The organism is Desulfobacterales bacterium, from assembly GCA_034520365.1.
Classification (GTDB): Bacteria; Desulfobacterota; Desulfobacteria; order Desulfobacterales; family Desulfosalsimonadaceae; genus M55B175.
Genome location: JAXHNP010000007.1, coordinates 900,850 through 914,738 on the forward strand (window position 1 = coordinate 900,850; position 13,889 = coordinate 914,738).

Below are 13,889 nucleotides of genomic sequence, written 5' to 3' on the forward strand. Positions count from 1 at the left end.
GGTGTTATCTCTCGTGATTATTACCCAAATGGTTTAAAATCAGCGTAAGCGGCTGATCATCCTCGCCCTCGCCGGCATAGCGCACCGGGCCGGGATGCCGGAAATCATCGGGCCCGGGGCGGGCGGCCAGCCATTTTTCCCGAAGCGATTTGACCGCCTGGAAAGCCGGGGAATCAATGTCAACGGTGGTACGCACAAGAACCAGGGCGAGTTTGCTTTTCCGTTCCTCCAGATGCATCATCGGGGCAATGGGGATGCCGATGGGCTCCCAGTCGGCAAAGCTTTTCTCAAGGTTTTTAATCCCCGCCATCTGGCCGGTGGCTTTGTTTGCAATCAGCGAGAAAACCCCCCATCCCAGGTTATAGGCATAGGTGCAGTCAAACCAGGTGGGGTCGTTGCCGCGGCCGTCATAGCCATAAAAGTGGTCCTGGGTGCTGAACTTGGGCACCGAGGCCTGGAAAATCTTTTTGACCGGCCCGGGGATATCGGGATTGGATTTTAATCCGGCTGCCTTGTCCAGTTCCTGTTTCAGGGTTTTAAGCGAGACGATCGCCGGGCGGGTTAGCAGAAAATGCGCATCCGTGCCGTAGTTGTGAAACAGCACCGGCCCGTAGGCATCCGGGTCCAGCCCGCCGTTTTCCATGGTCCGCCGGTACCAGGGCCGCTCGATACCGATCTTGTATTCCCCTTTTTCCTGGAGGATCTTAAGGTAGTCCTTGACCAGGCCCATGATCACCTTTTCGGTCTGCACCTGGGAGAACTGGAAATTGCCGTGGCTGTCGCGCTCGGTAAGCAGCCCCTCCTGGAAGAATTCCGGGATGTCATTGAAAAGGTCGTCATCCCGGGTGTTCCAGATGGTGAACGTGTTTTCCTCCCGGGAGAGCCGGGCCAGACGGCGCAGGTAATCGAGTTTTTCCTCCAGGGTGAGGAAATCCGAATGAAAATCCGTATCATGGGTGCTGTTGTAGTCCGCGATAATGGTGTTGAGTTTAATGATAAAGATCTGGATTTCATTGATAAACTCAAGTATCCCCTCGGGGATGATGACCACGCCGTAGTTTTTGCCCACCGCCGCCCGGCGCACGATTCCGTCGCAGATCACCCGGGAGATGTGGCGCAGGGTCATCCCATAGGCGGTGTAATCAATGGTGCCCTGTTTTTTGGCCCGCTCCAGCCGTTCGGTATCCACAAACTCGGCCAGCTCCTCGCCGATCACCAGGATGTTGGGGTGTACCTGAAGGCCCACTTCCAGCCCCAGGTGGCTGGCGGAGCGGCCCATGACCTTGCAGATATGCCAGTATTTAACATCTGAGCTGCAGTCCGTGGAGAGGTTGCTGATATCATTGGCAAAGGCCCGGGCGGCGGTGTGGAAGCCAAAGGAAATGGCCACCAGCTGGTTATCGTCCTTGTCCCGGGCCTGCAGATCGCCGTCAATGGTTTTGGGCACCCCCATGACCTGAATCCCGTCGTTGTAGAGTTCCTGGGCAAGGAAAGCCGCATTGGTGTTGGAATCATCACCGCCCACAATCACCAGGGCATCCAGATCCAGAAATTTGCAGGTCTCCCGGGCCAGGGCGATTTTTTCCTGGGTATCGATTTTGGTCCGACCGGTCTTAATCATCGAAAACCCGCCGATATTCCGATAGTTTTCAATGATTTTGCGCGTGAGTTCGATATAGTTTCTCTCCAGAAGCCCGTCCGGGCCCATCAGGAAGCCGAACAGCCGGCTTTCCGGATTGGCCGCGGTCATGGCGTCAAAAACCCCGGCAATCACGTTGTGCCCGCCCGGGGCCGGGCCGCCGGAGAAAACAATGCCGACATGGCGCTTTTTTTCATAGGATGCGCGCACGCTGTCATCAGGGGCCTCGGTCCCGGCAATCTTCTGCACCGGGTTGTCGATGATATCCGGCAGATGCTCCCGGCAGGCCGGGTGGATTTTGAACTGATGCCGGGTATCCGGGGACAGATAGGTGTAAGGGGTTTTAAAGGCCGGGCAGAGCTCCGGGATAAAGCTAAGCCGTTTCAGCAGCACGGTGTTGTTGGAACTGATCGCCTGGGCCACTTCGGGTTTTGACAGGAAATTATCTATGTTCTCAAAGGTCATTTTCCCTCCCACAAGGTCGCCATTGACAGGTAACACGGTAAATTTGTTCTATCTATTTTTCAGGCGGGCACGGTGGCCCGCCCTACGCGACAATGCCGACATTTTGTAGGGTCGGCCACCGTGCCGACCTCACATGCGAGAAACCCCATGGTTATGGGGTTGTTTGCCAGAACAAATTCACCGTGTGACAGGTAAGTGGTTATTTGATTTATTATTTTAGTTATATCGGAAATGCCGTGCCAGTCAAGAAAACAATGGGATTTAAACGGGTTGCTGGCTTGGCCGGGAAGAGTCAGGATTGGTAATGTTGTCAGGATTGGTAATTGACAAACTGGAAATGATTGTATAAGAGAAAATAAAGATATTTTAAATTTCGGGAGTTTTTGATGATTCAAACTTATCGGCAATGGTTCTGGTACTGGTGGCGCAGGCGTCATAGCCAGGGGTGGGCCGTGCGGCAGGTACCGATTTAGCCGTCTAACCGATAAGTAACTGATCCAAAAACCGCGGAGCCTCTCCCATAGAGAGCCCGCGGTTTTTTTATTTTAAAGGCATATCAATGGAGGTGAATCATGTTAATCGTCATGCGCCGGGATGCCGGTGAAGAACAGGTCGAAACAGTCATCCGTGCACTGGAGGCCAAGGGGTATCAGGCCCGGCCCATACCCGGGGGCGACCGGGTATCCATCGCCGTGTTATTTAACAAGGAACCGGTGGATCCGGCCTGGGCACAGGAACTGCCGGGGGTTAAGGAGGCGATTCCCGTCACCCGTCCCTTTAAGCTGGTCAGCCGCGAAACCAAGCCGGAGGATACGGTGGTCACGGTGGGCGATATCCGTATCGGCGACCGGGGAATGGCGATTATTGCCGGGCCGTGCGCCATAGAGGATGAGGACCGGGCCATGCGGATTGCCGAGCAGGTCAGTTCGGCCGGTGCGCATTTATTCCGGGGCGGGGCGTTTAAGCCGCGTACCTCGCCGTATTCTTTTCAGGGATTGGGGGAGGGGGGCCTTAAGATCCTTGAAAAGGTCCGGGAGACCTTTGGCATGCCGGTGGTCACGGAAGTAATGGACCTTGAGTGCTTTGATATGGTGGAGGCTTATGCGGATATCGTGCAGATCGGCACCCGGAACATGCAGAATTTCAGTCTCCTTCGCCGGGCGGGCCAATCCCGCCGCCCCGTGCTGTTAAAACGGGGCATGTCGGCAACTGTTGACGAATGGCTCATGGCCGCGGAATATATCATGGCCGAAGGCAACGCGGATGTTATTTTATGCGAGCGCGGGGTGCGCACGTTTGTCCGCCACAGCAGAAATACCCTGGATTTTTCGGCCGTTCCCGTGGTGCAGCGGGAAAGCCATCTGCCGATCATCGTGGACCCCAGCCATGCGGCCGGGTTCCGGGACCAGGTCATGCCGCTGGCCCGGGCCGCCGCTGCGGTCAACGCCCACGGCGTGATGGTGGAGGTTCACAATGAGCCGGAAAAAGCCCGAAGCGACGGCGTGCAGTCCCTTTACCCCCATCAGTTTGAAACCCTTTGCAGACAGATGCGGGCGATCTATGATATTGTGCAGCATTAGAGTAACACCTAAAATTAACGCTCGCTCCGTACTCGTACGCGTGCTCGTACTCGTAATCGGCATTTAAATTTTTCGAGTACGAGTACGAGAGCCGTCCCGCTTGCGCGGGACTGAGTACGATCAGTTTCCTGATTGTCGATTTTAAGTGGCATTTAAATTACACTAGTCCCCTTCTCCCTCTGGGAGAAGGCTGGGATGAGGGTAAAAATTTTATGAAAACACGCACCATATCCGGCCAGACCGGCAAGTCCCAAATTCTGGCGGGCGAATCTTTAGACAACCTGGCGGGTTATCTGCCCGCCGGACGCACTGTCATCATTACCGATGATAATGTCGAAAGGCTCTACAGCGCCGCGTTTCCCAGCCGGGAGGTGATCCCCGTCGGCCAGGGCGAGGCCGTTAAGACCCTGGAGACCGTATCCGCGATTTATGACCAGCTGATCGAATCCCAGGCGGACCGCTCGGTATTCCTGTTGGGCATCGGCGGCGGGATTGTCTGTGATATTGCCGGGTTTGTCGCATCCACTTACCTGCGTGGCGTGCGCTTCGGATACGTGCCCACCACGCTGCTGGCCCAGGTGGATGCCAGCGTGGGCGGCAAGACCGGGGTGAATTTTCGGGGGTATAAGAATATGGTGGGGGTGTTCAATCAGCCCGGGTTTGTGCTGTGCGACCCCCGGGTGTTAAAGACCCTGCCGGCAAGAGACCTTGCCTGCGGATTTGCCGAGGTGGTCAAACACGCGGCCATTTACGATGCGGATTATTTTGAGTTTCTGGAGCAGGAAGCGAGCCGTGCCCGATCCCTTGATCCTGAAGTCATGACGCGGGTGGTGTATGATTCCATTGCCATCAAGGCCGATGTGGTGAGCCGGGATGAGCGGGAAAAAGGCGAGCGCCGCAAATTGAACTTCGGCCATACCTTCGGCCATGCGGTGGAAAAAACCGAAGGCCTGCCGCATGGGGAGGCGGTTGCCATCGGGATGATGATGGCCGCACGCCTGTCCATGAGCCGGCATATGCTGGATCAAAAATCCGTCGATCGCCTGGCCGCCTTGCTGTCGGCATTCCACCTGCCTCTTGAAAGCCAAGTGGACCAAAAACAAATCATGGATGCCCTGGCCCGGGACAAAAAGCGCGAAGGCGATGAAATCCACTTCGTGCTTTTGGAACGCCTCGGCCGGGCCGTGGTTCAGGCTATTCCCATCAGTGAATTGCAGGAGTTGATTGGACTTTCGGAATGAGATCGCTCCTTGCGCTTTCAAATTAGAGAAAGAATTGCACCTATCACGTTAAAATGGTATTATTTATAAAATTATTAGAATATTATTTGGGCTTTTCCCTTTCGAACGATTTCTAATGCATCCATTGATTCAAAAATGAAGCAAATAGAAGAAAGCTATCAACTAATCTCGGTAGACGACCGTTCATTTGATGTCCGCTTCTGGCAGGAACAGGGGGATCTGGCAATATTTGAAGCGGTTACGGAGATGCTAAAGGATTATTTCTTGATCAGGGGCGAAAATGCTGACGAGTTCAGACTTCAAAGAACTGTTGAATCTTTTCGAAAAGCATAACATTCGGTATCTTATTGTGGGTGGGTATGCTGTCATGAAATACAGCGAACCTCGCTTCACGAAAGATCTTGATGTGTTTATTGCCACGGATCAAGATAATGCAAAAAGGGTTTATGAAGCTTTAAAGGAGTTTGGGGCACCGCTTGAAGATCTTTCGCCGGAGGACTTCACACACAAAGGCTATTTTTATCAAATGGGCAGACCTCCGCTGCGTGTGGATATTATGATGTCTATTCCGGGTGTGGAGTTTAATAGCGCATGGGAAAATCGAAGATTAGTTGAACTCAATGACAACAGGGTCTTTTTTATTTCCAGGCAGGATCTCATTCAGGCAAAGAAAGCCAGCGGCCGGCCGCAGGATCAAATCGACCTCGAAAAGCTCAAAAAAGCTGAAGATTTGGACGATAGTTCTGGCCACTAATTCAGCAAAATAAGAGCCGATCTTATGTCCCCGACCCATTGAGGACAAGGCGGCTGAAAAAAGAAACCGGAAAGCGGAAAAAAAGGCAAATAATGCAAGCGACGGATCAAAAACCTAAGGATTCGCCCTTTCCGGTAAGCATCGGAAACACCGTCAAAAAGCCGAAATTTAGAAATGGAGATTGTGATGGCAGATTTTTCACTTTGCCGGCTGAAAGTTTTTAATACATGGGATCCCGTTGAGGACAGAAATTTCTGGGAAGCAGAAATTGAAGTGCCTGATAATTATTCTTTATTTGATCTGCATCTTTATATGCAGCAGATTATAGATTTTGACAATGACCATTTGTTTGGATTCTTTGCCGGCAGAAACGAGCGCCATCGCAAACTGATATTTTCGGAAGATGCCGGTTATCCCTTTGATGGCGGGGAGTATGAAAAAATTCTGTTAAAAGATATTTACCCGCTCAAAGGGCTAAAACTTTATTATGTTTTCGACTTTGGCGATAAGTGGGTGTTTGAGTTTCAAAAAAGCCGGAAAAAGGCAAGGGTTGAGCAATGTGTCCAATATCCGCGGATCGTCTCGGATAATGGGGTCAGGTTAATTCAGTATTACGCAGGCGAATAAGGCAAATCCGGGAATCTGTAGAAGACGACTTTGAAGGCATCCGGCCCATATTTTATGAGATCGCGGGCCGCCGGCCCATGGCGTTTAACCATCACAGTCAGGGCTATGCCGATGCCTTGGTCATGTAAAAATGGCTGGATAGTTGACAGGCAGAAATGAGGGTGCGTACTGTTTAATCAGATATCTCTATTAATTCTGAAGCCAGCGCATAGGAAATCATATACCCGGTCGGAGTGTCCTGCCAAACATGCTCCCGGTGCGCCGCGTCATAGACCATCCGATCTTCCGGAAATGTTTTGGCGACTTTCTCAATAACTGACATTTCTTCGGCGCTGAGAGGCTCTGCTTCCGCTGTATCTGAATCCTTGATCTCATCAATTAAATCCCGGTAGTTATTAAGTTGCGGGCCATACGTAATGGCTGCGTAGGCAGCTCCGGTTAGGCCCCGCCCCAGTCTCTGGTATGCCAGCATATCCGCATACCACAGGTATTTCGCCACAAATAAAAATTTATCCGTTTTTTTGATCAGCCGCCGGTTTAATCGCCCTTCAAGTTGTTTGATGACGAGTTTGATCCGCGGCAGTGACAGGGGGCGGTTCCCATGATAGACATCGCCCGGGCAGTCATCCATTAAATAAGTCCTGAGGAGCTTATCCATCGAGGCGCTCTGTATATTGGATTTTTCCCAGCGTTTAATGCTGGCCACGCCGACTTCGATTAAATCAGCGAGTTCTTCCTGGGTCAGCCCTTTGGCCTGCCTAAGGTCACGAATTGCCGTTCCGGTTAACAGGCCCATTTTTTTCCGGTAGCCCTCGGCGATTTGATGCTGCACGTCAGCTGTGGCGGCAATGTCGGCCGCGGTTAATCCGCACTCCGGACATACGTGTTCTTTTACCGCCACCTCCAGCTCAACACCCCGGAAAGTGGTTGATTTTAAATTGGTCTGGCGCTTCATCGGTCCGTGCCCTTTCGGGCATTCTTTGGCGCTCATTTATCCTCCTTTTCGGGCCGATCTTTATGCAGTGAAACCAGCCAGAATGCATCTTGGGTCAATGCAAACTTAATATATACCGAACATTTGAAACATGCCGGTTCGACAACAAAAGCGAAAAGCTCCAAGCCGTCAATCTGCGGTTTATAGGACGTTTGAGGGGGCCGGGTGCCTTTGTAGTGGTCAGGGGTCACTTCCGATAATACATTTTGCAGAATATCCACAAGTTCGGTTTCAACATCATAGTCGAGCTCTCCTGCATCTGATGCAATCGCCACCGCATCGATAATTTCAATGCGGCCTTCCGCTATTGCTCGCCCGGCTTGGCGTATCTTGTTAAATAATTCCTTTTTTGACGGCCTATTCATAGTATAGTATCAATTGATACGTTGTCAACGCCTTTTATTTTTTGGGGTTTAATTTTAATTAATTGTTTTTATTTTATTATTCTTAAATCTCGGGGTCAGCCCAATTTATCATTTTCCAGAAAACTGTAATAGCCTTTCGGCGTAACGATCATGTGATCCAGCACATTGATGCCGAGAATCCGGGCTGCGTCGCTTAGCTGTTTATGGGTTTTAAAATCATTGTGACTGGGGGTCAAATCCCCGGAGGGATGGTTGTGCACAAAAATCACCGAGGCGGCCCGGTCGGTGATCACGTCGGCAAATACCTCCCGGGGGTGCACGGGGCTCTGGTTCAGCAAACCGATGGTAACCACCCGGGTGTCAATCACTTCATTGGCGCCGTTTAAGGAAATGCAGACAAAATATTCCTGCTTCTTTGCCGTGATAAAGCTGACCAGGGGCAGGACGCTTTCCGGCCCGTCAATTTTTACAGTATCTTTGATGATATACCGCCGGGCCAGTTCAAACCCGGCCAGAATTTGAGAAGCCTTGGCCGGGCCGATGCCCTTGACCGCTGAAATCTTTTCCAGGTCCAGCTGTCCTTTGCTTTTGGCAATCACCCGGGCCACCCGCGTGGCAATGCTCATGACCTCCTGCCCGCCCTGGCCGCTGCCCAGAATCACCGCCACCAGTTCCGCGTCGGATAAACAAACTGCGCCCTTTTCTTTCAGTTTTTCCCGCGGCCGGCCGAACTCCGGCATCTCTTTGATTGGCTTCATGGCTCCCTCTTGTTTACATCAGGCATACACGTGCCGGTCGGCACCGGGATACTGCTGATAGATATGATCAAACACCTGGGCGGCCAGCAGTTCGCTCGCCACCTTTTTTATCCGGTTTCGGGTGCCCTAAATCCAGGGTTTTCCCGGAAGTCAGAATATCGAACAGCGCCAGATGCTCTTCATCCAGTCCCTCCCGAATGGCGCGCAGTTGATCCGCGGCTTCCCAGAGTCTTGCTTCCACCTGGCCGATATTTTCCATGCACTGCTCCGCTCAGGGTTTCAATGGTGGGTTGTTTTTACTTGCCTCTTGAGATAGCAATTTCTGCGGAAAATTTCAAAACCCTTTCGTATTTTTATATTTTCGCATATATAGGGTAGCTGTGATTATAAGAAAAGGCTTAACGGGACGGTCAGCAAATGGGCACCATTCGCGAAAATATTATTGAGCTGCTGTTGCAGAGGGAACTGGACGCCCGGGAGATTTCAGGCCAGATCGGGGTGTCGGAAAAGGATGTGACGGAACATCTGAGTCATATCAGCCGCAGTCTGACGCATCGCGGTATGAAGCTGATTATCACGCCGGCCCAGTGCTATTCTTGCGGGTATCGGTTCAAGGACCGCAGCCGGCATAAAAAACCCGGCAAATGTCCCAGGTGCCGGAGCGAGCACATCGACCCGCCGCGGTTTTCAATTAAATAAGGACAGTTATCCGAGACCTTATGGTTCAGGAAATAAGCCGGGCATCCAGCGGGGGGCGAGCCTGGCAGGGAAGGCGAGATGCAGGGGAGCCCGGCTGCTTTTTGAGGCAAGTACCCCCTGTTCTGTTAAAGCTGAAATGACGCGGCGGGCCTGGCGGGCCCCAACGCCAAGGATTTCCGGAACCTCGCCGCGATTCAATTGGCCTCGATAAAGCACGGTTTCAAGCACTTTCCCCGCCTTGGGCGGCAATGTGCCGGCGCGGATCTCCTCTTCCGCCCAGATCCGTATGCGATGGCCCAGTCTGTACGGCTGGACAAGGTTTTTCATAAACTTTACCTGATCCAGGCAGGTTTCAAGAAAGAACCGGGTAAACCGGGCAAGCGCCTCTTCGCTCAGGTGGCCCCGGCCATCCAGGTCATTTCGGCGAGACTGATCGCATTCTGCCAGTAGCATTTTGTAGGTCTGGGCGTTTCTGGCCAGCCCGCGCGCAACCGACCAGATCCCGCCGGTATCAAGTTTTTCAAGCAGTGTTGCGTGGGACATAAGTCTTGCCACGCGCCCGTTGCCATCCAGAAACGGGTGAATCCAGAGAAGTCGGTGGTGTGCGGCGGCTGATGCAAGAATGCTCTCCAGTTTGGCAAGCGGATGGTAGAGATTTTCAAACCGGGCCAAAAAGCGGGGCACGGCGCCGGGACTGATCGGAACATGCGGCCCCACCCGGACATCACGCCGGCGGAGTTCGCCGGGTATAGCCTTCAGCCGTTCGCCGGTTTCTGCGTCCTCGGTCCACAGCAGCGCCTCCGGCAGCAGTTCACCAAAACGGCGATGGATTTCGCGGAGTCCTTCGACGGCGGTCGTCCGGCCAAGCAAGCCGCCCTTATCAATCCAGTTTTGAACGTGGATATGGGCGGCGGCTTCATGCTGGAGATTCCGTTTTTCCGGATCATTGCTATATTGGTTGTTCAGCGCATGTTCAATATCAATGGGATGGGTGTAATGCCCCTCAATTAGATTGCTGTAATAGCAGTTCATGGATCGGATGAGATCAGCCAGGGAAGGCTGGATGCCGGCGGGCAGACTGTGCCGGAATCCGGCCGCCTGCTGGGCGAGCTCAAAGGCAAGGTCTGTCAATTCATCCCGGTGGCGGGAATCGGCAGCAATCAGCAAAGGCTCCATCTGGGATAGGGGTTCTCCCCGGTCCGCGGCCGTTTTAAAGTCCGGTTCTATGTCCGGTTTGTTTTCGTTCATATATTATTTATATCAAATAATTATGAATAAACAAGGCAAAAAATAAGAAATTATATGTCCGACTTTAAGGCCGGTTTGTCCGCCTACTTTAGCCCCAGCTTCTTTATCCGGTTGTGAAGCGTGGTGCGCTTCATGCCAAGAATTTCGGCCGCCCCGTCCGGGCCGCTGATTTTTCCCCGGGTGTGGGAGAGCACATGCCGGATATAGCGCCGCTGCATATCATCCAGGGTGGGCAGATCGGCAAACAGCTCCCTGGAGCCGGTGCGCCGCTCCGCGGGCAGGTTCAGATTGAGGCTGCCGTCTTTGGATAACAGCACTGCCCGCTCCATCACATTCTGCAGTTCCCGGATGTTGCCGGGCCATTCATAGCCGGCGAGCATGGCCTCTTCCGCCCGCGTTAACTCAAGGCCCTGCCGGCTGTATTTGGCGGCAAACCGGTGCAGAAAATGCCTGGCCAAAAGGGGGATGTCTTCCTTTCGCTCCCGGAGCGGGGGCAGGGTCAGGGGGATCACGTTTAACCGGTAGTAAAGATCCTCCCGGAAGCGGCCGGCCGCCACTTCACTGGCCAGATCCCGGTTGGTGGCCACCACCAGCCGAAAATCCGAGTAAATATTTTTGGTGCCGCCCACCCGCATCATGGTCTTCTCCTGGAGCGTGCGCAGAAGTTTCACCTGGATGGATTTGGGCACCTCGCCGATCTCATCGATGAACAAAGTCCCCTGATGGGCCAGCTCCATCCGGCCCTTTTTCTGCCGATCCGCGCCGGTGAAAGCGCCTTTCTCATGGCCGAAGAGCTCGCTTTCCACCAGGTTTTCCGGAAGCACCGTGGGGTCCACGATGATCAGCGGATTATCCCGGCGGCGGCTTTGCTGATGGATGCGGCGGGCCAGGAGCTCCTTGCCCGCCCCGGTCTCGCCCAGGATCAGCACCGCGCTGTCCGATGCGGCGATTTTGTCCGTCTGGGCCAGAAGCTCCCGCATTTCCGGGCTTTGGGTGATAATGGAATAGGCGTCCGAAGGCTCGAGCTGGCTTAAATGAGCCACGGTTTTCTGTTCCAGCTGCCGGCTGAATTCAAAAATCTGGTCGATATATCCGGTGAGCCAGCGGGCCATGCGGATCAGTTGGGACTCATCGAATTCGTCAAAACAGTCCTCCACATAGGAGTTGTCATGGTAGAGCACGCCGCGGGGCCGGCCCTCCACTTCAAAGGGGACGCAGAGTATGGCCTTGACCCGGCTGGGATCCATTTCCTGGTCCTTTCGGCGGATGATCTGCGGCCGGTTTTCCCGGAATGCGGTAAAAATAAGGGGAAGATTGGCTTTAAATGCCTCGGTGGCCACATCCGCCCGGGAGAGGTTGCAGGGACCGCGGAGCACCGGCCCTTTGTTTGGCCCGTGACGGCGGAACCAGAAGATGCCCCCGCGCTCGGCGCCGAAAAACCGGTTGGTGGTTTTCACCGTGCGCTCTAAAAGTTTGTCGAAATTTGAGCTCGGGGCAAGGTCCTGAATCACATCCGCGAACATGTCCAGCATCTCGTTGCTTGAGGCCTGCTGGCCGGCCATGTCGCTTTTAATGGACAGAAGCGGCCGGAGATCGTCCGGAAAATAGACATCCACGTAGCTGGCAAAATCCTTGCGGGCTTTTTCAGCCAGTATCCGGGCGTTTTCCTGGTCGCCGGTGCGCAGCTTGAGCCGGGCCATCTCCACGCGGGTTTTGCCGAGCTGGATAGGGTCGCCGGAGCGGATCAGGTAGTCTTCGCTGCTGTTTAGAAGGGATTCCACATAATGGATATCCTCGGCATTGGCCATGGCCTCCGCGCCTTTCAGGCGAAGCGCCACGCCCCTTAGATGGATGTTGGGCTCGCTCATGATGCGGTTGAATTCATCCATGAAATTAAGGGAGGGGATCTGCCAGAGGTTTCTCCGGTTTAATTCAAAAACGGTTTCGATCACAATAGGTGAGGCGTATTGGTGGATAAGCCCCGAGGCCGCCCCTTCGCTGATGGTCTGCTCGATCCAGTCGCCCGCCTCCTTGTAGCGGCCTTCCAAAAAATGGTGAAAGGCTAAGCCCCCCTTGGCAAAATAGTTGGCCAGGGCATTCTGGGTGGTTCGGGCCTCCTGCAGGGCGCCGGAGAGGTGGAAGTAGGCCTCTTTGTTTTTTTTGATACTTAACAGGATGATGCCCAGCACCGCCCGAAGGGTATTGGCAAGCCCCGGGTCCGCGCCCTCGATGGCAAGCCGGCGGTAATAGTCAAGCGTGCCGATGGCGCGGTGGAATTCGCCCAAAAAGGCCGCGCAGTAGGATAGCCACAGCGGGCCGGACGGGTTGATGACGCGGCCCCGGGTTTCGGATTCAAAGCTTTTGGCTGCCCGTTCAAAGTAGGCAATTGCCTCGCGGAAGCGGCCCTGCAGGAAGTAGTAGAGACCAATGAACTCCGCGGCCTGTGTCAGAATGTCCTCATCGCCCAGGGATTCAGCCTTGCTTTTGCCCGCCTCGAAAAAGGCCAAGGCATTATCGCGCTGCTCGGCAAAATAGAAGAGGCGGCCCAGATGCAGATGGATGATAGCGGTGGATCTTAGATCGCCAATCTCTTCGGCCCGGCCCAGGGCCTCCTCAAGGGTGACAATGAGGTCGCTGAAGCCTTTGCCGAGCACAAAGCTGACATTGGCCAGTTGGATGGCGGTGGAGACGAACAGGGCGTCGCGCTCGGTTGAGGCCGGGCGTTGGACGAGCCGGTTCACGATGTTCTGTAAGTGCAGCCACGCATTTTCCCGGTCCCCGGACGCGACGGCCTCATTGGCCAGATTTTTCTCCAGCTGAAGCACCTCTTCGCTGGGCGGCGGCGTTTTTGGCGTTTGCGTCATTTCTCTCTCTCCTTTTTTCTATGCAATCATACCATGGCCGGGCGCCAGGTCAACCCAATTGTCCAAATATGGGCATATGGCTGTCCAAATAATAACAGTACAAGATCATATAAATTTTTTTATAATAATATATCAATTGGTTATAAAATAGTTGGGTTAGGCATAAGACTTGCATTATTTGTTTTCTCCAATGATTCATTTCTTGCCGTATAAACGGCATCCTTTATAACCAACCACCAAGCAAGAGGAGGTTCTTAATGAGCGTGTTCAAGGATACCCAGCAAATGTATGAGTTTCTTGAGGATCTTTGGAAATACATCGTCTTTGAGCAGGGCCTGGGGGACAAAATGCGGGATTACGGGGTGAGCTACAAATACGTGATCAATGATCCCGACGGCTACCTCTACGTAGACCCCGACACCGTAATTACGGGCAAGGAGGCCAACCGGGATGCGGTGATCACCATGCAGCTCTCCGGGGATACGATCCATAAATTCTGGCTGAAACAGATTTCTCTGCCCGTGGCGCTGGCCACGAAAAAAATCAAAGCCAAGGGCCCGATACCCAAGGTTTTGAAAATGCTTCCGGCACTGAAGCCGGTGCATGAGGCGTATCCGGAGTTCTGTAAAAAACACGGGCTACCGGTGGAATAACC

General features: G+C 53.6%; 14 protein-coding genes. 7 read left to right on the forward strand and 7 right to left on the reverse strand.

Features of this window, described 5'->3' with window-relative positions:
- Positions 1-4: 4 nt before the first annotated feature.
- Positions 5-2,104 carry a 6-phosphofructokinase gene (locus tag U5L07_18150; protein ID MDZ7833672.1) on the reverse strand — a complete coding sequence of 700 codons (2,100 nt, stop codon included), beginning with the start codon at positions 2,102-2,104 and terminating at the stop codon, positions 5-7.
- A 572-nt stretch (positions 2,105-2,676) separates the two neighbouring features.
- Here U5L07_18150 and aroF point away from each other — a divergent pair.
- From aroF to U5L07_18175, 5 genes are all read left to right on the forward strand, one after another.
- A complete protein-coding gene (gene aroF / locus U5L07_18155; GenBank protein MDZ7833673.1) occupies positions 2,677-3,684 on the forward strand; it encodes a 3-deoxy-7-phosphoheptulonate synthase in 1,008 nt (335 codons plus the stop codon).
- A 212-nt stretch (positions 3,685-3,896) separates the two neighbouring features.
- Positions 3,897-4,925: a 3-dehydroquinate synthase gene (gene aroB, locus U5L07_18160; GenBank protein ID MDZ7833674.1), complete on the forward strand. Its 1,029-nt coding sequence runs from the start codon at positions 3,897-3,899 to the stop codon at positions 4,923-4,925.
- A 135-nt stretch (positions 4,926-5,060) separates the two neighbouring features.
- The gene (locus U5L07_18165) at positions 5,061-5,258 is read left to right on the forward strand and encodes a hypothetical protein (protein MDZ7833675.1); all 198 of its coding nucleotides are present in this window, start codon (positions 5,061-5,063) and stop codon (positions 5,256-5,258) included.
- A complete protein-coding gene (locus U5L07_18170) occupies positions 5,206-5,679 on the forward strand; it encodes a nucleotidyltransferase (protein MDZ7833676.1) in 474 nt (157 codons plus the stop codon). Before U5L07_18165 ends, U5L07_18170 begins: the two co-directional genes overlap by 53 nt.
- Positions 5,680-5,865: 186 nt before the next feature.
- Positions 5,866-6,306, forward strand: coding sequence for a hypothetical protein (locus U5L07_18175; GenBank protein MDZ7833677.1), 441 nt, complete (start codon positions 5,866-5,868; stop codon positions 6,304-6,306).
- Positions 6,307-6,478: 172 nt separating this feature from the next.
- Here the strand turns inward: U5L07_18175 and U5L07_18180 are convergent, their stop codons facing one another.
- The 4 genes from U5L07_18180 to U5L07_18195 form a co-directional block, all read right to left on the reverse strand.
- Positions 6,479-7,297, reverse strand: coding sequence for a DUF4065 domain-containing protein (locus U5L07_18180; GenBank protein ID MDZ7833678.1), 819 nt, complete (start codon positions 7,295-7,297; stop codon positions 6,479-6,481).
- Positions 7,294-7,665, reverse strand: a complete 372-nt coding sequence (locus U5L07_18185; GenBank protein ID MDZ7833679.1) for a hypothetical protein — start codon at positions 7,663-7,665, stop codon at positions 7,294-7,296. The genes U5L07_18180 and U5L07_18185 overlap by 4 nt, the downstream gene beginning before the upstream one ends.
- Before the next feature lie 95 nt (positions 7,666-7,760).
- On the reverse strand, positions 7,761-8,423 hold the full coding sequence (gene radC / locus U5L07_18190) for a DNA repair protein RadC (protein MDZ7833680.1): 663 nt from the start codon (positions 8,421-8,423) through the stop codon (positions 7,761-7,763).
- Positions 8,424-8,490: 67 nt separating this feature from the next.
- Entirely contained in the window at positions 8,491-8,682 is a 192-nt protein-coding gene (locus U5L07_18195) for a hypothetical protein (protein MDZ7833681.1), read from the reverse strand.
- A gap of 158 nt (positions 8,683-8,840) precedes the next feature.
- Here U5L07_18195 and U5L07_18200 point away from each other — a divergent pair, with 158 nt between their 5' ends.
- Positions 8,841-9,122 carry a transcriptional regulator gene (locus U5L07_18200; protein ID MDZ7833682.1) on the forward strand — a complete coding sequence of 94 codons (282 nt, stop codon included), beginning with the start codon at positions 8,841-8,843 and terminating at the stop codon, positions 9,120-9,122.
- A gap of 18 nt (positions 9,123-9,140) precedes the next feature.
- Here the strand turns inward: U5L07_18200 and U5L07_18205 are convergent, their stop codons facing one another.
- The gene (locus tag U5L07_18205) at positions 9,141-10,370 is read right to left on the reverse strand and encodes a Fic family protein (GenBank protein MDZ7833683.1); all 1,230 of its coding nucleotides are present in this window, start codon (positions 10,368-10,370) and stop codon (positions 9,141-9,143) included.
- An 83-nt stretch (positions 10,371-10,453) separates the two neighbouring features.
- Positions 10,454-13,234: a sigma 54-interacting transcriptional regulator gene (locus U5L07_18210; GenBank protein MDZ7833684.1), complete on the reverse strand. Its 2,781-nt coding sequence runs from the start codon at positions 13,232-13,234 to the stop codon at positions 10,454-10,456.
- Between the two features lie 257 nt (positions 13,235-13,491).
- Here U5L07_18210 and U5L07_18215 point away from each other — a divergent pair, with 257 nt between their 5' ends.
- Positions 13,492-13,887: a hypothetical protein gene (locus U5L07_18215; GenBank protein MDZ7833685.1), complete on the forward strand. Its 396-nt coding sequence runs from the start codon at positions 13,492-13,494 to the stop codon at positions 13,885-13,887.
- Positions 13,888-13,889: the final 2 nt, after the last annotated feature.

Bases quoted from the DNA above. Each gene is read 5' to 3' on its own strand.
- U5L07_18185 (MDZ7833679.1), bottom strand. From the start codon at position 7,665: ATGAATAGGCCGTCAAAAAAGGAATTATTTAACAAGATACGCCAAGCC.
- aroB (MDZ7833674.1), top strand. From the start codon at position 3,897: ATGAAAACACGCACCATATCCGGCCAGACCGGCAAGTCCCAAATTCTG.
- U5L07_18150 (MDZ7833672.1), bottom strand. From the start codon at position 2,104: ATGACCTTTGAGAACATAGATAATTTCCTGTCAAAACCCGAAGTGGCC.
- U5L07_18195 (MDZ7833681.1), bottom strand. From the start codon at position 8,682: ATGGAAAATATCGGCCAGGTGGAAGCAAGACTCTGGGAAGCCGCGGAT.
- U5L07_18215 (MDZ7833685.1), top strand. From the start codon at position 13,492: ATGAGCGTGTTCAAGGATACCCAGCAAATGTATGAGTTTCTTGAGGAT.
- U5L07_18165 (MDZ7833675.1), top strand. From the start codon at position 5,061: ATGAAGCAAATAGAAGAAAGCTATCAACTAATCTCGGTAGACGACCGT.
- U5L07_18200 (MDZ7833682.1), top strand. From the start codon at position 8,841: ATGGGCACCATTCGCGAAAATATTATTGAGCTGCTGTTGCAGAGGGAA.
- U5L07_18210 (MDZ7833684.1), bottom strand. From the start codon at position 13,234: ATGACGCAAACGCCAAAAACGCCGCCGCCCAGCGAAGAGGTGCTTCAG.
- U5L07_18205 (MDZ7833683.1), bottom strand. From the start codon at position 10,370: ATGAACGAAAACAAACCGGACATAGAACCGGACTTTAAAACGGCCGCG.
- aroF (MDZ7833673.1), top strand. From the start codon at position 2,677: ATGTTAATCGTCATGCGCCGGGATGCCGGTGAAGAACAGGTCGAAACA.
- U5L07_18180 (MDZ7833678.1), bottom strand. From the start codon at position 7,297: ATGAGCGCCAAAGAATGCCCGAAAGGGCACGGACCGATGAAGCGCCAG.
- U5L07_18175 (MDZ7833677.1), top strand. From the start codon at position 5,866: ATGGCAGATTTTTCACTTTGCCGGCTGAAAGTTTTTAATACATGGGAT.
- radC (MDZ7833680.1), bottom strand. From the start codon at position 8,423: ATGAAGCCAATCAAAGAGATGCCGGAGTTCGGCCGGCCGCGGGAAAAA.
- U5L07_18170 (MDZ7833676.1), top strand. From the start codon at position 5,206: ATGCTGACGAGTTCAGACTTCAAAGAACTGTTGAATCTTTTCGAAAAG.